This window comes from Muricoccus pecuniae (assembly GCF_014199205.1).
Lineage (GTDB): Bacteria > Pseudomonadota > Alphaproteobacteria > Acetobacterales > Acetobacteraceae > Roseomonas > Roseomonas pecuniae.
On sequence record NZ_JACIJD010000014.1, the window covers coordinates 1 to 19169 of the forward strand.

Genomic DNA, 19169 nt, shown 5'->3' on the forward strand with positions numbered 1-19169 from the left:
CGCTCGGCCGCGCTCAGCACGATCGACACCGCAGGCTTGCCCATCGCCGTACCCCTACCGATCACCTAAATAATCGTAGGAATTTCGCGATCAGGACACTAGGGGCGGATCGCCTTTCCCGGCCCGCCGCGCTAGAGCGGGGCATGGCCGACGCCCCCGCCCTCCTGGCCGCCGCCCGCGCCCATTTCGCCACCGGCGCCACCCGCCCGCTGGAGGCCCGGCGCGCTGCGCTGCTCGCCCTGCGGGACGCGCTGGAGGCGATGGAGCCCGAGCTTCTCGCCGCGCTTGAGAGCGATCTCGGCAAGGGCGCCTTCGATTCCTGGACCTCCGAGATCCTGCTCGTGCGGCAGGAGATCGCGCTCACGCTGAAGAACCTCTCGCGCTGGTCCGGCGAGCGCCGGGTCGGCGGGCGCTGGTTCCACCTCCCCGGCCGCGCCGCGCTGCGGATGGAGCCGCGGGGTGCCGTGCTGATCCTCGGCCCCTGGAACTACCCCGTGCAGCTCTGCCTCGTGCCGCTGGTCAGCGCGGTCGCAGCGGGGAATGCGGTGGTGCTCAAGCCCTCCGAGGTCGCGCCCGCCACGGCGGCGGCGCTGGAGCGCCTGGCCATCAGCGCCTTCGCGCCGGGCCATGTGGCCGTGGCCGGGGGCGGGCCGGAGCTGGCGGCGGCGCTGACGGCCCAGCCCTTCGCCCACATCTTCTTCACCGGCAGTACCGAGACCGGCCGCAAGGTGGCCGAGGCCGCCGCGCGCAACCTCGCCACCACCACGCTGGAGCTGGGCGGGGCCAATCCCTGCGTCGTGGACCGGGATGCGGACCCCGTGGTGACGGCGCGGCGCATCGCCTGGGCGAAGTTCCTCAATGCCGGCCAGACCTGCCTCGCCCCCAACCACGTCCTCGTCCATGAGAGCCGGGCGGAGGCGCTGGTGGGCGCGCTGGGCGAGACGATCGCGCGCTTCTACGGGCCGGAGGGGCAGGGGATGCAGCGCGTGGTGAACGCGCGCCATCTCGACCGGCTGAAGGGGCTTCTCGCCCGCGGCCGCGTGGCCCATGGCGGAGGGGTGCGCGAGAACGCGCTGCACATGCAGCCGACGGTGCTGCTGGACCCCGACCCCGCCCTACTGCGGGAGGAGATCTTCGGCCCCATCCTGCCCGTTGTCATCTGGCGGGACCGGGCGGAGCTGCTGGCCGGCCTCTCCTCCCTGCCGGAGCCGCTGGCCCTCTATGTCCACACGCGGGACAGCGGCTTCGCCGAGGAGGTGGCGCGGGCCCTGCCCTCGGGCGGCTTCTGCGTGAACGAGCACATCGTCCACTGCACCGTGCCCGACCTTCCCTTCGGCGGCGTCGGGCCGAGCGGGCAGGGGCGCTATCACGGGCGCGCGGGGTTCGAGGCCTTCTCCAACGCGCGCGCGATCTTCCGCCAGCCCGCGGGGATCGACCCCTCCATGCGCTACCCGCCGCCCCGCGCGCCGCTCTCGATCATCAGGCGGCTGATGGGATGACGGATTTCGATGCCATCGTGCTCGGCGCCGGCGCGGCCGGGCTGATGTGCGCCTTCGTCGCGGGGCAGCGCGGCAGGCGCGTGCTGCTGCTCGACCATGCCGACGCGCCGGGGGCGAAGATCCTCATCTCCGGCGGCGGACGCTGCAACTTCACCAACACGGGCACGGAGCCCTCGCGCTTCTTCTCGGCAAACCCGCATCTCGCGCGCTCGGCCCTCTCGCGCTACACGCAGCACGACTTCATCGCGCTCGTCGAGAAGCACCGAATCCCCTATCACGAGAAGACGCTCGGCCAGCTCTTCTGCGACGGCTCGGCGCGGGCGATCCTCGACCTCCTGCTGCGCGAGTGCGAGGCGGGCGGGGTGGACATGCGCCTGCGCCACCGGATCGTGGACGTCTCCCGCGCCGACGCCTTCCGGGTGGAGACGGATCGCGGCACCTTCACCGCCCCCGCGCTGGTGCTCGCCACGGGCGGCCTCTCCATCCCGAAGATGGGGGCGACGGGCCTCTCGCTGGAGATCGCGCGCCGCTTCGGCCTGCCGGTGGTGGAGACGCGCCCGGCCCTCGTGCCGCTCACCTTCGGGGAGGCGGATCTCGCGCTGATGCGCCCGATCTCCGGCGTCTCGCTTCCCGTGGAGGCGCGGGTGGGGAAGGCGCGGTTCCGGGAGGCGATGCTCTTCACCCATCGCGGCCTCTCCGGCCCCGCCATCCTCCAGGTCTCGACGCCCTGGCGCCCGGGCGATGCGGTGACGCTCGACCTCATGCCCGATGCCGACGCGACCGCCTGGCTGCTGGCCCGGAAGGAGGAGCGCCCGCGCGCATCGCTGCACACCGTGCTGGCCGAGCGGATGCCCCAGCGCCTCGCCTCCGCCCTCGGCACGGTGCGGCTGGCCGCTCATGCCCGGCCTATGGGCGAGCTGGGCAACAAGGCGCTGAAGGAGGTGGCGGCGCTGCTGAAGGGAATGGCGCTGACCCCCACGGGAACCGAGGGCTATGCCAAGGCCGAGGTGATGGCCGGCGGCGTGGACACCGCCGCCCTGTCCTCCCAGACCCTCGCCGCGAAGGAGGTGCCGGGGCTGCACGTGATCGGCGAGGCGGTGGACGTGACGGGCTGGCTGGGCGGCTACAACTTCCAGTGGGCCTGGTCCTCGGGCTGGTGCGCGGGGATGTCCGTCTAGCCCTGCCACGGGCGCGTACCATTTTCCGCCCCGGCCCCCTATATCCGCCCGGCCATGCTGCGCCTCACCGAGATCAAGCTCCCCCTGGACCACCCCGACGACGCGCTGCGGGACGCCGTGGTGGCGCGGCTGCGCGTGCCGCCGGGGGAGGTGCTGGACATCAGCGTCTTCCGCCGGGGCTACGACGCCCGCCGCCGGGGCGCCATCGCGCTGATCTACACGCTGGACGTGGCGGTGCGGGACGAGGCCGCGGTGCTGGCGCGGCTGGGCGGCACGGACAAGCATGTCGGCCCGACGCCCGAGACCTCCTATCGCCTGCCGCCCACGCCCCCCGCGCCGCGCCTGCGGCCGGTGGTGGTGGGGGCCGGCCCCTGCGGGCTCTTCGCCATGCTGATCCTCGCGCAGATGGGCCTGCGCCCGATCCTGCTCGAGCGCGGCAAGGTCGTGCGGGAGCGCACGCAGGACACATGGGGCCTGTGGCGGCGATCCGTGCTGACGCCGGAATCCAACGTGCAGTTCGGGGAAGGCGGCGCCGGCACCTTCTCCGACGGCAAGCTGTGGAGCGGCATCGGCGACAACGCGAACCGCATCCGCAAGGTGCTGGAGGAGTTCGTGAGCGCGGGCGCGCCGGAGGAGATCCTCTACGTCTCCAAGCCGCATATCGGCACCTTCCGCCTGGTCACCATGGTCGAGCACATGCGCGCCCATATCGAATCCCTGGGCGGCGAGTACCGTTTCGGGACGCGGGTGGAGGATGTGGAACTCGGCCCCGACCGCGCGGTGCGCGGCCTGCACCTCTCCGACGGCTCCTTCCTGGAGGCGGACCGCGTGGTGCTCGCCGTCGGGCACTCGGCGCGCGACACCTTCGCCATGCTGCACGGGCGCGGCGTCTACATGGAGGCCAAGCCCTTCTCCATCGGCGTGCGGATCGAGCACCCGCAGGGGCTGATCGACCGCTGCCGCTTCGGGCCGCAGGCCGGGCACCCGGTTCTCGGCGCGGCCGACTACAAGCTCGTGCACCACTGCAAGACACCGGCGGCGGAGGGCCGCGCCGTCTATTCTTTCTGCATGTGCCCCGGCGGCACGGTGGTTGCCGCGGCGTCCGAGCCAGGCCGCCTCGTGACCAACGGGATGAGCCAGTACTCCCGCAACGAGCGCAACGCGAATGCCGGCATCGTCGTCAGCATCACGCCCGAGCGCGACTACCCCGGATCGCCCCTGGCCGGCATCGAGTTCCAGCGGCGCTGGGAGGAGCGGGCCTTCGCCGTGGGCGGGGGCGACTACCGCGCCCCGGCGCAGTGCGTGGGCGACTTCCTCGCCGGGCGCCCCTCCACCGCACTGGGGGAGGTGATCCCCTCCTACAGGCCGGGCGTGACGCCGACGGATCTCTCGCTCTGCCTGCCCGATTTCGCCACCGCCGCGATCCGCGAGGCGCTGCCCGCCTTCGACCGGCAGATCCGCGGCTTCGCCATGGAGGACGCGGTGATGACGGGGGTGGAGACGCGCACCTCCTCGCCGCTCCGCATTCGGCGCGACGAGACCGGGCAGAGCCTGAACACCCCCGGCCTCTTCCCGGCGGGAGAGGGCGCGGGCTATGCGGGCGGCATCCTCTCCGCCGGGGTGGACGGCATCCGCGCGGCAGAGGCCCTGGCGGCGAGCCTTTCCGCGGGCGTTCTGGCCGCCTGACGCGGGATCACGCGCATGAATGAGCGTGATTGAGGGGCGTCACGGGACCGCCCCTCGACCGGGGCCGCGCCGCTGCATAGGTGAGCCGGCGTGTGACGCCAGACCCGAACGAAGGACACCGCGTGGCCCCCTCTCTTGAATTCGCCCTCGATACCTTCGGGGATGTGACCGCCGGCCCGGACGGCAATCCTCTCTCCCACGCGCAGGTGCTGCGGAACCTCGTCGACGAGGCCGTGCTGGCCGACGAGCTGGGCATCGACTTCTTCGGCGTGGGCGAGCACCACCGCCAGGACTTCGCGGTTTCCTCACCGGAGGTGCTGCTCGGCGCCATCGCCGCGCGCACGACGCGCATCCGGCTCGGCACGGCGGTGACGGTGCTGAGCTCGGACGACCCGATCCGCGTCTTCCAGCGCTTCTCCACCCTCGACGCCGTCTCGAACGGGCGAGCCGAGGTGATCCTCGGGCGCGGCTCCTTCACCGAATCCTTCCCGCTCTTCGGCTTCGACATGGCCGACTACGAGCGGCTGTTCGAGGAGAAGCTGGACCTCTTCGCCGCGCTGCGCACGGGCGAGCCCGTGACATGGGAGGGAAGCACGCGCCCGCCGTTGCGGAACCAGCGCGTCTACCCGCCTGTCGAGAACGGGATGCTGAAGGCCTGGATCGGCGTGGGCGGCAGCCCGCAATCCGTGATCCGCGCCGCGCGCTACGGCATGCCGCTGATGCTCGCCATCATCGGCGGCGATCCCCGCCGCTTCCGCCCCTATGTGGACTTGTTCCATCAGGCGCTGGAGCAGCTCGGCCAGCCCGCGCAGCCCGTGGGCGTGCATTCCCACGGCTATGTCGCGGAGACGGACGAGGCGGCGCGGGAGGAGTTGTGGCCGCACTGGAAGCGCTCGCGCGACGAGATCGGCGCGGAGCGCGGCTGGCCGCCCGCGAGGCGCGCGGATTTCGAGCGCGAGATCGAGGGCGGCTCGCTCTATCTCGGCGCGCCCGAGACTGTGGCCCGCAAGATCGCGGCGACGGTGCAGGCCCTCGGGCTCTCGCGCTTCGAGATGAAGTACAGCGCGGGAACCCTGCCGCACGAGCGGATGATGCGGAGCATCGAGCTCTACGGGCGCGAGGTGATGCCCCGCGTCCGCGAGCTGCTGGGATAGCCGAGGGCCGGAGCCCCCGGCCCTTTCCTACTGCTTGCCGCTGCCCGGCTCGGCCATGCCGCGATGCATCTCGGCCGTGACCGCGGCCGGGAGGACGTTGGCCACCGCGGATTGCAGCTTGTTCTTCCAGCCCGCGACCACGTCGCCGTCGCCGCGCAGCATCGCCTCGAAGCCGGTCTTGGCGACCATGGCGGGATCGTCCTTCTTGGCCTGGCCGACCTCGGTGTCCATCAGGTGCCCGCGCTCGAAGAACTCCGTCTCCGTCGGGCCGGGCATGAGGCAGGTGACGGTGACGCCCGTGTCCTTCAGTTCGTTGTGGATGGCCCAGGAGAAGGAGTTCAGGAAGGACTTCGTGCCGTTGTACACGGCCTGGAAGCTGCCGGGCATGAAGCCGGCGATGGAGCCGGTGATGAGGATCTTCCCGGCGTTGCGCGCGCGCATCGCCTGGCCGACCTTGTGGATGAGGTAGATCGTGCCGGTGATGTTGGTGTCCACCACGCCGCGGACCTCGTTCCAGTCCTGGTCGAGGAAGCCCTTGCCGAGGCCGCGCCCGGCATTGGCCATCAGGGCTTCGACCGTGCGTCCCCCCGCGGCGGCGAGGAGCTTGTCCACGCCATCCGTGGTGGAGAGATCGGCCTGCACGGCCTCGACCTTCACGCCGAGGCCGCGCAGCTCCGTCGCGGCCTCCTCGATCTCGGGCTCGTCAGCCGCGATCAGCAGGTCGTAGCCGTGGCGCGCGGCCTCCTTGGCGAGCTCGCGGCCGATGCCGGTGGAGGCGCCGGTGACGATGGCGATGGGCTTGGTTGTGTCGGACATGGAAGCGCTCCGTTCTTTCCTGCGGGTCAGGGCTTCAGGACGACCTTGATGCAGCCGTCCTTCTTGTCCCGGAATGTCTTGTAGAGTTCGGGCCCGTCCTCGAGCTTCGCCGTGTGGGTGATGACGAAGGAGGGGTCGATCTCGCCCTTCTCGATGCGCTCCAGCAGGATCGGCATGTAGTGCTGCACCGGAGTCTGGGCCATGCGGAAGGTCAGGCCGCGGTTGATGGCCGAGCCGAAGGGGATCTTGTCGAGGAAGCCGCCATAGACGCCGATGATCGAGACCGTGCCGAAGTTGCGGCAGCAATGGATGGCCTGCCGCAGGACATGCGGCCGGTCCGTGCCCATGAAGGTCGCGACCTTGATGCGGTCGATCACGGAGTCGAAGCTCGCAGTCCCGTCGGCCTCGGTGCCCACCGCGTCGATGCAGGCATCGGCGCCGCGGCCCTTCGTCAGCTCCTGGATGGCGTCGTAGACATCGACCTCGTGGAAATCGAGCGTGTGGGCGCCGGCCGCGCGCGCCATGGCCAGGCGCTCGGGCACGGTGTCGATCGCGATCACGCGCTCGGCGCCGAGCAGGAAGGCGCTGCGGATCGCCATCTGGCCGACGGGGCCGCAGCCCCAGATCGCGACGGTCTCCCCGCCTTTGAGGTTGCAGAAATCGGCGCCCATGTAGCCCGTGGGGAAGATGTCCGACAGGAACAGCACCTGCTCGTCCGTCAGCCCCGCCGGCACCTTGATCGGGCCGACATCGGCATAGGGCACGCGCACGTATTCCGCCTGCCCGCCGGCATAGCCGCCGAGGAGGTGGGAGTAGCCGAAGAGGCCGGCGGGGGAGTGGCCCCACATCTTCTCGGCCATCTTCGCGTTGCGGTTGGACCGCTCGCAGCCGGAGAACCAGCCGTTCTTGCAGAAGAAGCACTCGCCGCAGGAGATGGTGAAGGGCACGACGACGCGGTCGCCGACCTTCAGCTTCTTGTTGTCTTTGCCGACCTCGACGACCTCGCCCATGCATTCATGGCCGACGATGTCGCCCCGCTCCATGGTGGGGATCATGCCGTCCATGAGGTGCAGGTCGGATCCGCAGATGGCGCAGGAGGACACCTTAATGATGGCGTCGCGGCCGTCCTCGATCTTCGGGTCGGGCACGGTGTCGCAGCGCATGTCGCCCTTGCCGTGCCAGGTGATCGCCTTCATCGGGGGGTTCTCCGGGGTATCGCCGGGCGCGGGGCGCGACCTGGCCGTTCCGGAGAGCCACAACGCGGGCGGGGGCGATCCGCTGCATCGCCCCCGCGCCGCGCCGCCTCAGCCGTTCACCACATCCCCGCCATTGGGATGCAGGACCTGGCCGTTGATGTAGGAGCTGTCCGCCTCCGAGGCGAGGAAGATGTAGCTCGGCGCGACCTCGTCCGGCTGGCCGGCGCGGCCCATCTTCGCCGAGGAGCCGTGCTGGGCGGTCTTCTCCGCGTCGAAGGAGGCGGGGATCAGCGGCGTCCAGATCGGGCCGGGGGCGACGGCGTTCACCCGGATCTTGCGCGCCTCGTAGAGCTGCTGGGAGATGCTGCGGGTGAAGGCGACGATCGCTCCCTTGGTGCTGGCATAGTCCACGAGCTGCGGGCTGCCCTTGTAGGCGGTGACGGAGGTCGTGTTGATGATCGCGCCGCCGTCCGGCATGTAGGTCAGCGCGTTCTTGGCCATCCAGAAGTAGCCGAAGATGTTGGTGCGGAAGGTGCGCTCCACCTGCGCCTCGTCGATGTCGCCGAGATACTTGCTCTCGTGCTGCTCGGCGGCGTTGTTCACCAGCACGTCGATGCGCCCGCCGAGGAAGGACGCCGCGCGCGCCACGGCATCCCTGACGAAGGCGGGGTCGCCCACGTCGCCGGCGATCACCTCGCAGCGCCGGCCGGCGGCCTCGATGAGGCGCTTCGTCTCCTGCGCGTCCACGTGCTCGTCCTTGTAGAGGATGGCGACATCCGCACCCTCCTTGGCGAAGCCGACGGCGACCGCGCGACCGATCCCGGAATCGCCGCCCGTCACCACCGCGGTCTTGCCCTCCAGCTTGCCCGAGGCCTTCCAGTTCTCCATGGATGACTGCGGGCGGGGCGTCATCTCGGCCTCGATGCCGGGCTGCTTGTCCTGGTGCTGCGGGGGTTGCTGTTCGGACATGGGGCGGTGTTCCTCGGGGGGAAGTGGATGCCGCCAGAACGGGGTGCCCGCGCGGGCGTTTCCCCCGCGCGCCCATATAAGTGACTGATTAACCTATGTGGGGCAGCCTCCGCGCCATGAACGTGCGAGCGGCAGGGACAGCGGCCGGGGAGCAGCCCCGCGCCGGCAAGGCGGTTGCGAAGACGGCGGACTTCAAGGGCGCGCTTGCCCGGGCCCAGGCGCCCTTCGCGCCCCCTCCTTCCCGGACGCAGCCGGCCGCCCTGGCGGCACGGCCGGTTGGCAGCGGAAGCCTCGCCGCCGTGCCGGGCCTGGCCAGCTTCCGCGGCCGCATCGCGGCGCAGGAGAGCGCGGGGGCCGGCTGGTCCGCGCGCAACCCCGCCTCGGGCGCGCTCGGCCGGTACCAGATGCTGCCCGTGGCCCTGAAGGATATCGGCTGGCAGGACGCGAGCGGCGCCTGGACGGGCCGAGCCGCCGCGCTCGGCATCCGGAGCGAGGCGGACTTCCTCTCCAGCCCCGCGGCGCAGGAGGCCGCGATGGGGCAGTTCCTCCAGCGCACGGAAAAGCAGCTCGCGGCGAATGGCGCCCTCGGCGCGGCGGGAACGGTCGTGACCGCGACGGACGGGCAGCCCCTGCCCATCACCGAGGCCGGGCTGGTCGCCGCCGCCCATCGCCGGGGCGCCGGGGCCGTCGCGCGCTGGCTGGAGCACCGCACCCGCACGCCCGACGCTCCCGTGCCGGAGGCCACGCGCGCCGCCTTCGCCAGCGTGGAGCGGCGCCTGCGCGACTTCGCCGGCCTGTCCGTCGCAGCCGGGCCGGCCGGGGCTAGCCCTTCCGCATGAACATCACGGGCATGGAGAGGCCGCCCGGAAGGGGCCGCTCGCCCGGCCGGTCCGCCCGGTAGCCCAGGCTCTCGTAGAAGGGCACGGCGTTGAGATAGGCCCGCAGGACGAAGCGCCGGTGGCCCGCCGCCCGTGCCCGCTCCTCCGCCGCGCGGACGAGCCGCGTCGCCAGCCCCTGCCGCGCCGCGGAGGGGTGCACGAAGACCTTGCGGATACGGGCTTCGCCATTCGCCTGCCCCGCCCATCCCGCGCTGCCCAGGAGCGCGCCGTCCCGCTCCGCCACCCAGGGATCGCTCGCCAGCACCTCCGGCGCGTAGTCCGGCGCCCGCAGCATGGCGAGGTAGGGCGGCACGAGGTCCGGCGGGTAGGCCGTGGCCAGCGCGGCGAAGGAGGCGGCGTGCAGCGCCGCCAGCGCCGGCATCTCTTCCGGGCGAAGGGGGCGTAGGCTGGGCGTCATCACGATCTCCTGGCCTCGACCGGCGGTGCGGGGCGGCGCAACATCGGGCCAGGATCCGGCCCCGCGCAGGGCCGGGCAAGAGACGGAGGAACATCCATGCCGCAGCCGCGCGCCCCTCTCCGCCGCCGTCACCTGGCCGCCCTGGCGGGCGCCGCCCTGCTGCCGGCCCCCGCGCTGCTGGCCCAGGGAACCGGGACCGGCTTTCCCAACCGGCCCGTCCGCGTGGTCATCGCCTTCGCCCCGGGCGGGAACTCGGACACGATGGCGCGGCTCATCCAGCCCCGGATGGCGGAGTTCCTGGGCCAGTCGGTGGTGGTGGAGAACCGCACGGGGGCGGGGGGCGCGCTGGCCGCGGGGCAGATCGCGGCCGCGCCGGCCGACGGGCATACCCTTCTCTTCGACGCCGCGTCCTTCATCATCGCGCAGTTCATCCAGCGCAACCTGCCCTTCGACTACGAGCGCGACTTCCTTCCCGTCGGGATGGTGGCGGAGGTGCCCTACATCCTCGCCGTCTCGAACGGCACGGGCATCACCGATCTCAAGGGCTACATCGCCCAGGCCCGGATCACGCAGGGCGGCATGCCCTTCGGCACGCCGGGGGTGGGCAATACCGGGCATCTCGCGGGGGCCCTGCTGGCGCATCGCTCCGGGGTGCGGATGGAGCACATCCCCTATCGCGGCGGGGCGGAGGTGGCGCGGGACCTCGCCGCGGGCACGCTGCCCTCCGGCTATCTCTCGGCCAACTCGCTGCATCCCGTGATCGAGGCCGGCAAGGCCCGCCCCATCGCCCTCACCTCCGGGGAGCGGCGCGGGGGGATCGAGGGCGTGCCGACCATCGCCGAATCCGGCTTCCCCGGCTTCGACCTGACGAGCTGGAACGCGATGTTCTGCCGCGCGGGCACCCCCGAGCCGGTCCGGCGGCGGCTGGAGGAGGCCGTGAACTTCGCGACCTCGGACGATGAGGTGCGCCGGCGCCTGGCCACGATGGGCGCCGTGGCCGTGCCCGCCGAGGCCGACAAGCTGGGCGCGCGGCTGGTGAGCGAGCGGGCCCTGGTGCAGGGGCTGATGCGGGACACCGGCATCAGCTTTGGCTGACGCCCGGGAGCAGAAAAGGGCGCCCCGGCCCGGCCGGAGCGCCCCTTCAACGGGGCGGAGGCCGGGCGGCGCCGGCCTCCGCCCGCCTCAGCCGACGATCTCGTGGCCGGCGAAGAAGTAGGCGATCTCGGTCGCCGCGTTCTCCGGGCTGTCGGAGCCGTGCACGGAGTTCGCCTCGATGCTCTCGGCGAAGAGCTTGCGGATGGTGCCCTCGGCGGCGTTGGCCGGGTTGGTGGCGCCCATGATCTCGCGGTTCGCGGCCACCGCGTTCTCGCCCTCGAGCACCTGCACGACGACGGGGCCGGAGGTCATGAAGGAGACGAGGTCCTTGAAGAAGGGGCGCTCCTTGTGGACGCCGTAGAAGGTCTCGGCCATCGCCTGGGTCATCTGGATGCGCTTCTGGGCGACGATCCGCAGGCCCTTCTCCTCGAAGACGGCGTTGATCTTGCCGGTGAGGTTCCGGCGGGTCGCGTCGGGCTTGAGGATGCTGAAGGTGCGCTCGATGGCCATGATGGCGGTTTCCCTGATTGAGTCCGGGGCCGGGTAGCGGCGCGGGCGGCATTCGGCAAGGGGGGCGGGAGGAAGCCGGCCCGCCTTGCCATCGATTCTTCTTCGTATCCCCTCAGCGGGAAGGGGTGCCGGGCCAGTCGCTCCGGGCCACGCGCAGCAGGGCATAGCCGAGGAGACCGGAGACGAAGGAGCCGGCGAGGATGCCGATCTTCGCCTCGGCCTGGAGCAGCGCCTCGCCGGGGAAGGCGAGGAGGGTGATGAACAGGCTCATGGTGAAGCCGATGCCGCAGAGCAGGGCGGTGCCGAAGAGCTGCGTGCGGCTGGCATAGGCCGGCATGTCGGCCAGCCCCAGCCGGATGGAGAGCATCGAGGCCCCGAACACCCCCACTGCCTTGCCGATCAGCAGCCCCAGGCCCACGCCGAGCGTGACCGGGGCCGCGAGGGCGGAGCCGGGCAGGCCTATCACCGTCACCCCCGCATTCGCCAGCCCGAAGACCGGCACGATGAGGAAGCCGACGGGGAGGTGCAGCGCGTGCTCCAGCCGGTGCAGGGGGCTGGGCGCGTCCGAATCCGGGGTGCCCCGCGTGGTGTGGAGCGGGATGGCCAGGGCCAGGAACACCCCCGCCAGCGTCGCGTGGACGCCCGAGCGCAGCACGAGGACCCAGAGCACGAGGCCCAGCAGCATGTAGGGCAGCAGCCGCGTCACCCCCGCCCGGTTCAGCCCGAACAGCACCGCCAGCACCAGCGCGGCGCCAGCGAGGTCCGGCAGGGAGAGGCCGGAGGTGTAGAAAAGCGCGATGATGATGACGGCGCCGAGGTCGTCGATGATGGCGAGCGCTGCGAGGAACACCCTGAGCGAGGCGGGCACCCGGTTGCCGAGGAGGGAGATGACGCCCAGGGCGAAGGCGATGTCGGTCGCCGCCGGGATGGCCCAGCCATGCGCGGTCTCGGGCCCGTTCAGCAGGAGGTAGACGAGGGCCGGCACCGCCATGCCCCCCGCCGCGGCGATCCCGGGCAGCGCGCGCCGGGGCCAGGTGGAGAGCTGTCCGTCCAGCACCTCCCGCTTGATCTCCAGGCCGACCAGCAGGAAGAACACGGCCATCAGGCCGTCATTGATCCAGTGGCTCACCGAGAGCGGGCCGAGATAGGCGTGCAGCACCGCCTCATAGGCGCCGGCCAGGGGCGAGTTGGCGATGACCAGCGCCAGGGCCGCCGCCCCCATCAGCACCAGCCCGGCGGAGGACTGCCCCTCCAGGAAGCGGCGCAGGGCGCTCGGGCGGGCATGCGGGGCCTTGGTCATCTCGATTCCTGATTCAAGGGATGGCGGCCCTAGCATGGGTTCCGAGCTGTAACAGGAGGAAATCGAGAGCTGCTCCCGTATTGGTGCGCTGCATCATTGGCGTTTCGCCGCGGCTCCGGGCGGGGTAGAAGCCGGGCATGACGGTCCTTGCCCTCCGCGACCTGACCATCCGAATGGCCGGGCGCACCCTGCTGGACGGCGCCAACCTGCAACTCGATCCCGGCCGCAAGCTCGGGCTCGTCGGGCGGAACGGCGCCGGCAAGTCCACGCTGTTCCGCGCCCTGACCGGCGCCCTGCAACCCGATGGCGGCGAGGTCCGCATCGCCGCCCGCGCCCGCATGGCCCATGTGGCGCAGGAGCAGCCGGGCACGGACGTGTCCCTGATCGACACCGTGCTGGCCGCCGATACGGAGCGCGCCGCCCTGCTCGCCGAGCGCGAGCACGGCGACCCCTCCCGCGCGGCGGAGGTGCAGGAGCGGCTGATCGCCATCGGCGCCGACGCCGCCCCCGCCCGGGCCGGGGCCGTGCTGGCGGGCCTTGGCTTCGACGGCGCGGCGCAGCTCCGCCCGGTGCGGGAGTTCTCCGGTGGCTGGCGGATGCGCGTGGCCCTGGCCTGCGCGCTCTCGCTGGAGCCGGACCTGCTGCTGCTGGACGAGCCGACCAACCACCTCGACCTCGAGGCGACCCTCTGGCTGGAGGGCTGGCTCAAGCGCTTTCCCGGCGCCGCCATCATCATCTCCCACGACCGGGAGGTGCTGGACGAGTGCGTGGACAGCATCGCCCATCTCGATCGCGGCAAGATCACGACCTATCCCGGCGGCTACTCCGAATTCGTGCGGATCCGCACGGAGCGCATGGCCCAGCAGGCCGCGCAGAACGCGAAGATCGTCGCCGAGCGCGCCCATATGCAGGCCTTCGTGGACCGCTTCCGGGCCAAGGCGAGCAAGGCCCGCCAGGCCCAGTCCCGCATCAAGGCGCTGGAGAAGCTGCCCGCCGTCTCGGCCATCGTGGAGGACGTGGCGACCCGCTTCGAGTTCCCCGACCCGCCGGAGGTGCCGCCCCCCGTGCTGACGATGTACGGGGCCTCGGTCGGCTATGGCGACCGAACCATCCTGCGCGGGCTGGAGCTGCGGCTAGACCAGGAGGACCGGGTGGCGCTGCTCGGCGCCAATGGCAACGGCAAGTCCACCCTGGCGAAGCTCATCGCCGGCAAGCTGGAGCCGAAGGCCGGCGAGGTGCGCCGGGCGCCGCGGCTGAAGATCGGCTATTTCGACCAGCACCAGGCCGAGGCGCTGGATCCGAACGGCACGCCGCTGACCCATATGCAGGCCGCCATGCCCAAGGCGACGATCACCCAGGCCCGCGCCCAGCTCGCCCGCTTTGGGCTGGACGAGGACCGGGCGACGACGCTCATCCGCGACTGCTCGGGCGGCGAGAAGGCGCGGCTGCTGCTGGCGCTGACGACGCGCGACGCGCCCCAGCTCCTGATCCTGGACGAGCCGACCAACCACCTCGACATCGACGCGCGCGAGGCGATGGTCCGGGCCCTGGCCGACTACAAGGGCGCCGTGGTCCTCATCACCCACGACCCGCACATGGTGGAGCTCGCCGCCGACAGCCTTTGGCTCGTGGCCGACGGGGCGGTGAAGCCCTTCGACGGCGATCTCGCGGACTACCGCGCCTGGCTTGCCGGCCGCGCCCGGGACGCGCGGAGCGAGGCCCGCGCCGCCAAGGCCGATGCCGACGCCCCCGCAAAGCCCACCGCCGCCAGCCGCGCCGCCGCTCGCGCCGCCCTTGCCCCCATCCGCGAGCGGGTGAAGGAGATTGAGGCGCGGATGGAGAAGCTGCGGCTGGAGGACCGGCTGCTGGAGAAGAAGCTCGGCAATACCGAGACCTATGCCCGCTTCAAGCCGGCCGACATCGCCTGGGCGAACACCCGCCGCGCCGCCATCGCGGACATCATGTCCAAGCTGGAAGAGGAGTGGCTGGAACTGAGCGAGAAGCTCGAGGCGGCCTGAGATCCGCGCCACTCCATTGCGTTGTTGAAACCCTCCCCGCAACCGGCCCAATCTCCGGGCCGGACGGGGAGGCAGCGATGAGCGAGAGCGATCTCACCGCGCGCAACGTGGCGCAGGTCGGGGACATCTACGGGCGCTATGCCAGGGGCGACCGGGGCGCGGTGCTCGGCGCCCTCGCGCCGGACGTGCGATGGAGCTCGATCGGCGGGGAAGCGCTCTCCTGGGCCGGGGAGCGCCGGGGCCGCGCCGGCGTCGAGGCCTATTTCGCCGCGCTCGACGCCGAGGTCAGCCAACTCGGCTACGAGGTGGAGAGGGTGATCGCCCAGGGGGAATGGATCGCCGTCCTCGCCACCGTCACCGTGCGCTACCGCGGCAACGGGCGCGAGTGCCGCTACGCCAAGGCCGACTTCATCCGGATGGTGGACGGGCGCCTGGCCGACTTCCGCGAGTTCTACGACACCGCCCAGGCCTGCCGGGACCAGGCCTGCCACTGACGCGGGCCCGTCCCGTCGCCCCGGCGGATTTCAACCGCGCCCGATCCGCTCTAGTTTCCCCCGGCAAACGGGAGGAGGCGGCAGATGTCCACTGGGCTGCGCAAGGGTCTGACGAGCTACGGCGATGCGGGGTTCTCGCTCTTCCTCCGCAAGGCCTTCATCAAGGCCGCCGGCTACTCCGATGACGCGCTGGACCGGCCGATCATCGGCATCACCGACACGGCCAGCGACTACAATCCCTGCCACGGCAACGCGCCGCAGCTGATCGAGGCCGTGCGGCGCGGCGTGATGCTCTCGGGCGGGCTGCCCATGGCCTTCCCGACGATCTCGATCCACGAGAGCTTCTCCCACCCGACCTCCATGTATCTCCGCAACCTCATGGCCATGGACACGGAGGAGATGGTCCGCGCCCAGCCGATGGACGCGGTGGTGCTCATCGGCGGCTGCGACAAGACGCTGCCGGCCCAGATCATGGGCGCCGCCTCCGCCGGCATTCCCGCCATCGTGCTGCCCGTCGGGCCCATGGTGGTCGGGCATCACCGCGGCGAGGTGCTGGGCGCCTGCACGGATTGCCGCCGCCTCTGGGGGCAGCACCGGGCCGGCAAGATCGACGAGGCGGAGATCGAGGTGATCAGCGGGCGGCTCGCGCCCTCCGTCGGCACCTGCATGGTGATGGGCACGGCCAGCACCATGGCCTGCATGATCGAGGGGCTCGGCCTCTCGCTCCCGCACAGCGCCGCCATCCCCGCGCCCCATGCCGAGCGCTTGCGCTGCGGCGAGGCGACGGGGCGGGTCGCGGTGGAGATGGCGCGGCGCGGCGGGCCGGCGCCGAAGGCCCTGCTGACGCCGGGCTCACTGCGGAACGCGATGGTGGTGCTGCAGGCCATCGGCGGCTCGACCAACGGGCTGGTCCACCTCGCCGCCATCGCCGGGCGCGTCGGCCTGCGCGTGGACCTGGAGGAGTTCGACAGGGTCGGCCGCGAGGTGCCGGTGCTGGTGGACCTCAAGCCCTCGGGCGACCACTACATGGAGCACCTGCACCATGCCGGCGCCGTGCCGCGGCTGCTGCAGGAGCTGGAGCCCTTCCTCGACTTGGAGGCACCGACGGTGATGGGCGGCACGCTGCGCGACTACATGAACCTCGCCGAGGAGGTGCCGGGCCAGACCGTCATCCGCCCGCGCAGCAACCCGCTGAAGTCCACGGGCGGCATGGCCGTGCTCCGCGGCAATCTCTGCCCCGGCGGCGCTGTCATCAAGCACGCGGCCGCGACGCCCGCCCTTCTCCAGCACGAGGGCCGCGCCGTCGTCTTCACCAGCGTCGAGGACATGACCAACCGCATCGACGACCCGTCGCTCGACGTGGCCGCCGATGACGTGCTGGTCCTGCAGAATGCCGGCCCCAAGGGCGCGCCCGGCATGCCGGAGGCGGGCTACCTGCCCATCCCGAGGAAGCTCGCCCAGGCCGGGGTGAAGGACATGGTCCGCATCTCCGACGCCCGCATGTCCGGCACCGCCTTCGGCACCATCGTGCTGCACATCACGCCCGAGGCCGCGGTGGGCGGCCCGCTCGGGCTGGTGCGGACGGGGGACCGCATCCGGCTCGACACGGCGAACCGCCGCATCGACCTGCTGGTGGACGAGGCCGAGTTGGAGCGCCGCGCCGCGGACTTCGCCCCGCCCCGCCCCGCCCCGAAGCGCGGCTACGCGAAGCTGTTCCACGACACCGTGCTGCAGGCCGATCGCGGCTGTGACTTCGACTTCCTGGCGGGGGAGGACGACCCGGCCGAGTGAGCCCTAATCCGTCCCGGCGGTGGTGGCGACGGGCGTGGGCACGCCCGAGCCGTCCGGCCCGCGCATCCCGATCCGCCCGAGGCCGGGCAGCTTGATCGCGGGGCGGCGGATGTCGATCCCCGCGACGGCGCCGAGGATGTTCACCTCCAGCCCCTCCACCCAGCCGAGGGAGAGGCCGGCAAGGCCGCCGAGGGAGAGGCGCAGCCCCGTGCCGGAGGCGGTGGGGCGGAGCCAGCGGCCGTCATAGGGATAATCCTTGCCAATCGCGTTGGGCGGCAGGGTGACGCCGATGCCGGGGATGGAATCCAGCACGGCGGCGACGAAGGTGTTGGAATTCGGCCCGGGCCAGGCGCGGTAGTCGCCCTGGTTGCGCCACGCATAGCCCGCGATGGCCGCGCGCATCCGCGGGATCAGCGCCTCCGCCTCGGCGCCATCGGCCGCGAAGACCACTTCCGGCGTGCTGCCGAACCAGCGGCCATCCGGCTCGAAGCCGTTCATGCGGATGGGATCGCCCCAGGCGGTGTAGTCGTAGCGCGTGTAGCGCGCCTCGCCCTCCGGCTTGAAGACGATCCAGCAATGGACGGCGAAGATGCCGCGCCATCGCACGGTGGGGGCGGCGAAGACGCGCACCACCGCGCCGGGGCTGCGGGCGGGCGGGAGCAGCCCGGCGCTGGACCGGTCGGCGCTCCACCAGTCCGTGCCGGAGAGGCGGGTCTGGTAGATGGCGGCGGAGATGCCGAGGGGGAGGAGGTAGAACAGGGCGAAGAGGAGGAGCCCGGTCTTCAGGATCGTCATGTCGCCCGGTATGTTTGTCGCCACCCGGCGATGCGCAACCGGCCCTCAGCCCCCGCGCGGGAAGAGGTCGTCCAGCTCCCGGTGATCTGGCAGTTCCGTCGGGGCCGGCTCTCCGCCGCGCAGCACGATCCGCTCCCCGCGGCGGCGCGCGAGCAGCTCGTCCATCCGCCGCGCTCGGAACAGCAGAAGGTCCGCCGGTGCGCCGGGGCGGATGCGGCCGTGATCCGCCATCCCCAACAGCGCCGCGGGACCGGCGGTGACGGCGGCGGGCCAGTCCCCGAAGGGCTTGTCGAGATGGCCGATCCGCACGGCATCGGTGAAGACCTCGATCATGTCGTGGTCGCCATAGGCGTGGAAGGGATCGCGGCAGTTGTCGCCGCCGAGCAGCACGGGGATGCCGCGCGCGCGCAGCTCGTGCAGAGGCGTGACGCCGCGCAGGCGGGGCGTGCGGCCGGGCGCGCGGTCCTGCAGGTAGCCGTTCACCACGGGGAGGGAGACGACGGTGATCCCCGCCTCGGCTACGAGGTCCATCACGCGGTCCACGGTCCCCGGCTCCTGCACGGAGAGGCTGCAGCAATGGCCGCAGGTGACGCGGCCGTGGAAACGGTGCCGGATGGCGGCCCGCGCCACCGGGCCGAGGGTCGCGGCGGAGGGGTCCACGCTCTCGTCCACATGGAGGTCGATATCGAGGCCGTGGCGGTCGGCGAGGCGGAACAGCGCGTCGAGCGCCGCTTCCAGCGCCTCGGGCGTGGCGCCGGGGAAGTTGCTGATGCCGCCGAGCAGCCCGCCCGCCTCGGCCACGCGCGCGGCCAGCGCCTCGCCCTCCGGCGTGGCGTAGCCGTCGATGCTGATCAGGGCGACGCCCTGGAGCGCGACGCGCCCGCGCCAAGCCTCGCGCAACTCCGCGAAGACGGGCCAGGTGACGGCGGCCTGGGCGCCGTCGCTGTCCAGATGGGTGCGGATGCCGGCGGTGCCGTATGCCTCGGCGCAGCGCAGGGCGAAGCTGAAGCGGCGGCGGATGTCCTCTGCGGTCCAGTTGGCCCTCCGGTCCTCCGCGACGGCGGCGATGGCGGAGCCGAAGCTCCCGTCGGGGTTCGGCGCGCGGGGCAGGATGTGGCCCTTGTCCAGATGCGCGTGGGGCTCGACCGGAAGGGGCCAGACCTGCCCGCCGTCCAGGTCCACCGCGCCGTCCGGCGGCATGGCGGCGGCGGGGCGGAGATGGGCGATGCGGCCCCCGGCGATGCCGATCTCCATCAGGGCCAGCCCGTCCGCATCCGCCGGGCCGTGGTCGCCCTCCAGCAGCGCGGCGGGGACGGAGGCGCGGTGGAGGAGTATCGTGCCCCCCGCGGGGATCGGCGGGAAACCGGCCATC

At 72.1% G+C, this 19169-nt stretch carries 17 protein-coding genes; 9 read left to right on the plus strand and 8 right to left on the minus strand.

The window, feature by feature from the left end; translation table 11 throughout:
• Positions 1 to 143: 143 nt before the first annotated feature.
• The 4 genes from FHS87_RS15225 to FHS87_RS15240 all read left to right on the plus strand — a co-directional run bounded on the left by FHS87_RS15225 (position 144) and on the right by FHS87_RS15240 (position 5517).
• Complete coding sequence (locus FHS87_RS15225; protein ID WP_184520157.1) at positions 144 to 1499, plus strand: aldehyde dehydrogenase family protein; 1356 nt, start codon at positions 144 to 146, stop codon at positions 1497 to 1499.
• Positions 1496 to 2677, plus strand: coding sequence for a BaiN/RdsA family NAD(P)/FAD-dependent oxidoreductase (locus FHS87_RS15230; RefSeq protein WP_184520160.1), 1182 nt, complete (start codon positions 1496 to 1498; stop codon positions 2675 to 2677). Before FHS87_RS15225 ends, FHS87_RS15230 begins: the two co-directional genes overlap by 4 nt.
• Before the next feature lie 54 nt (positions 2678 to 2731).
• Positions 2732 to 4363, plus strand: a complete 1632-nt coding sequence (locus tag FHS87_RS15235; RefSeq protein ID WP_184520163.1) for an NAD(P)/FAD-dependent oxidoreductase — start codon at positions 2732 to 2734, stop codon at positions 4361 to 4363.
• Positions 4364 to 4485: 122 nt separating this feature from the next.
• On the plus strand, positions 4486 to 5517 hold the full coding sequence (locus FHS87_RS15240; protein ID WP_184520165.1) for an LLM class flavin-dependent oxidoreductase: 1032 nt from the start codon (positions 4486 to 4488) through the stop codon (positions 5515 to 5517).
• A gap of 27 nt (positions 5518 to 5544) precedes the next feature.
• On the opposite strand, the gene FHS87_RS15245 is transcribed toward FHS87_RS15240, so the two are convergent.
• The 3 genes from FHS87_RS15245 to FHS87_RS15255 all read right to left on the minus strand — a co-directional run bounded on the left by FHS87_RS15245 (position 5545) and on the right by FHS87_RS15255 (position 8498).
• A complete protein-coding gene (locus tag FHS87_RS15245; protein ID WP_184520167.1) occupies positions 5545 to 6333 on the minus strand; it encodes an SDR family NAD(P)-dependent oxidoreductase in 789 nt (262 codons plus the stop codon).
• A gap of 26 nt (positions 6334 to 6359) precedes the next feature.
• Positions 6360 to 7529, minus strand: a complete 1170-nt coding sequence (locus FHS87_RS15250; RefSeq protein ID WP_184520171.1) for a zinc-dependent alcohol dehydrogenase — start codon at positions 7527 to 7529, stop codon at positions 6360 to 6362.
• A gap of 108 nt (positions 7530 to 7637) precedes the next feature.
• Positions 7638 to 8498, minus strand: coding sequence for an SDR family oxidoreductase (locus FHS87_RS15255; protein WP_184520174.1), 861 nt, complete (start codon positions 8496 to 8498; stop codon positions 7638 to 7640).
• A gap of 116 nt (positions 8499 to 8614) precedes the next feature.
• Between FHS87_RS15255 and FHS87_RS15260 the strand changes: the two genes are divergently transcribed.
• The gene (locus tag FHS87_RS15260; RefSeq protein WP_184520177.1) at positions 8615 to 9337 is read left to right on the plus strand and encodes a hypothetical protein; all 723 of its coding nucleotides are present in this window, start codon (positions 8615 to 8617) and stop codon (positions 9335 to 9337) included.
• Here FHS87_RS15260 and FHS87_RS15265 read toward each other — a convergent pair.
• On the minus strand, positions 9321 to 9794 hold the full coding sequence (locus tag FHS87_RS15265; protein ID WP_184520181.1) for a GNAT family N-acetyltransferase: 474 nt from the start codon (positions 9792 to 9794) through the stop codon (positions 9321 to 9323). The genes FHS87_RS15260 and FHS87_RS15265 overlap by 17 nt on opposite strands.
• A 96-nt stretch (positions 9795 to 9890) precedes the next feature.
• On the opposite strand from FHS87_RS15265, the gene FHS87_RS15270 reads away from it, so the two are divergent.
• Positions 9891 to 10889: a Bug family tripartite tricarboxylate transporter substrate binding protein gene (locus FHS87_RS15270; RefSeq protein WP_184520184.1), complete on the plus strand. Its 999-nt coding sequence runs from the start codon at positions 9891 to 9893 to the stop codon at positions 10887 to 10889.
• An 87-nt stretch (positions 10890 to 10976) separates the two neighbouring features.
• Here the strand turns inward: FHS87_RS15270 and ndk are convergent, their stop codons facing one another.
• Complete coding sequence (gene ndk, locus FHS87_RS15275) at positions 10977 to 11399, minus strand: nucleoside-diphosphate kinase (RefSeq protein WP_184520186.1); 423 nt, start codon at positions 11397 to 11399, stop codon at positions 10977 to 10979.
• Positions 11400 to 11511: 112 nt separating this feature from the next.
• Positions 11512 to 12699: a Na+/H+ antiporter NhaA gene (gene nhaA, locus FHS87_RS15280; protein WP_184520189.1), complete on the minus strand. Its 1188-nt coding sequence runs from the start codon at positions 12697 to 12699 to the stop codon at positions 11512 to 11514.
• Positions 12700 to 12836: 137 nt separating this feature from the next.
• Here nhaA and FHS87_RS15285 point away from each other — a divergent pair, with 137 nt between their 5' ends.
• From FHS87_RS15285 to FHS87_RS15295, 3 genes are all read left to right on the plus strand, one after another.
• Entirely contained in the window at positions 12837 to 14717 is a 1881-nt protein-coding gene (locus FHS87_RS15285) for an ABC-F family ATP-binding cassette domain-containing protein (RefSeq protein ID WP_184520191.1), read from the plus strand.
• Between the two features lie 77 nt (positions 14718 to 14794).
• Complete coding sequence (locus FHS87_RS15290) at positions 14795 to 15211, plus strand: nuclear transport factor 2 family protein (protein WP_184520195.1); 417 nt, start codon at positions 14795 to 14797, stop codon at positions 15209 to 15211.
• A gap of 84 nt (positions 15212 to 15295) precedes the next feature.
• The gene (locus FHS87_RS15295; RefSeq protein WP_184520198.1) at positions 15296 to 17002 is read left to right on the plus strand and encodes an IlvD/Edd family dehydratase; all 1707 of its coding nucleotides are present in this window, start codon (positions 15296 to 15298) and stop codon (positions 17000 to 17002) included.
• A gap of 3 nt (positions 17003 to 17005) precedes the next feature.
• Here FHS87_RS15295 and FHS87_RS15300 read toward each other — a convergent pair whose 3' ends face one another.
• Positions 17006 to 17797, minus strand: a complete 792-nt coding sequence (locus tag FHS87_RS15300; RefSeq protein WP_184520201.1) for a DUF3750 domain-containing protein — start codon at positions 17795 to 17797, stop codon at positions 17006 to 17008.
• Between the two features lie 45 nt (positions 17798 to 17842).
• Entirely contained in the window at positions 17843 to 19168 is a 1326-nt protein-coding gene (locus tag FHS87_RS15305; protein WP_184520204.1) for a cytosine deaminase, read from the minus strand.
• Position 19169: the final 1 nt, after the last annotated feature.

Bases quoted from the DNA above. Each gene is read 5' to 3' on its own strand.
- ndk (WP_184520186.1), bottom strand. From the start codon at position 11,399: ATGGCCATCGAGCGCACCTTCAGCATCCTCAAGCCCGACGCGACCCGC.
- FHS87_RS15245 (WP_184520167.1), bottom strand. From the start codon at position 6,333: ATGTCCGACACAACCAAGCCCATCGCCATCGTCACCGGCGCCTCCACC.
- FHS87_RS15305 (WP_184520204.1), bottom strand. From the start codon at position 19,168: ATGGCCGGTTTCCCGCCGATCCCCGCGGGGGGCACGATACTCCTCCAC.
- FHS87_RS15290 (WP_184520195.1), top strand. From the start codon at position 14,795: ATGAGCGAGAGCGATCTCACCGCGCGCAACGTGGCGCAGGTCGGGGAC.
- FHS87_RS15300 (WP_184520201.1), bottom strand. From the start codon at position 17,797: ATGACGATCCTGAAGACCGGGCTCCTCCTCTTCGCCCTGTTCTACCTC.
- FHS87_RS15235 (WP_184520163.1), top strand. From the start codon at position 2,732: ATGCTGCGCCTCACCGAGATCAAGCTCCCCCTGGACCACCCCGACGAC.
- FHS87_RS15295 (WP_184520198.1), top strand. From the start codon at position 15,296: ATGTCCACTGGGCTGCGCAAGGGTCTGACGAGCTACGGCGATGCGGGG.
- FHS87_RS15225 (WP_184520157.1), top strand. From the start codon at position 144: ATGGCCGACGCCCCCGCCCTCCTGGCCGCCGCCCGCGCCCATTTCGCC.
- FHS87_RS15260 (WP_184520177.1), top strand. From the start codon at position 8,615: ATGAACGTGCGAGCGGCAGGGACAGCGGCCGGGGAGCAGCCCCGCGCC.
- nhaA (WP_184520189.1), bottom strand. From the start codon at position 12,699: ATGACCAAGGCCCCGCATGCCCGCCCGAGCGCCCTGCGCCGCTTCCTG.
- FHS87_RS15250 (WP_184520171.1), bottom strand. From the start codon at position 7,529: ATGAAGGCGATCACCTGGCACGGCAAGGGCGACATGCGCTGCGACACC.
- FHS87_RS15285 (WP_184520191.1), top strand. From the start codon at position 12,837: ATGACGGTCCTTGCCCTCCGCGACCTGACCATCCGAATGGCCGGGCGC.
- FHS87_RS15270 (WP_184520184.1), top strand. From the start codon at position 9,891: ATGCCGCAGCCGCGCGCCCCTCTCCGCCGCCGTCACCTGGCCGCCCTG.
- FHS87_RS15255 (WP_184520174.1), bottom strand. From the start codon at position 8,498: ATGTCCGAACAGCAACCCCCGCAGCACCAGGACAAGCAGCCCGGCATC.
- FHS87_RS15230 (WP_184520160.1), top strand. From the start codon at position 1,496: ATGACGGATTTCGATGCCATCGTGCTCGGCGCCGGCGCGGCCGGGCTG.
- FHS87_RS15265 (WP_184520181.1), bottom strand. From the start codon at position 9,794: ATGACGCCCAGCCTACGCCCCCTTCGCCCGGAAGAGATGCCGGCGCTG.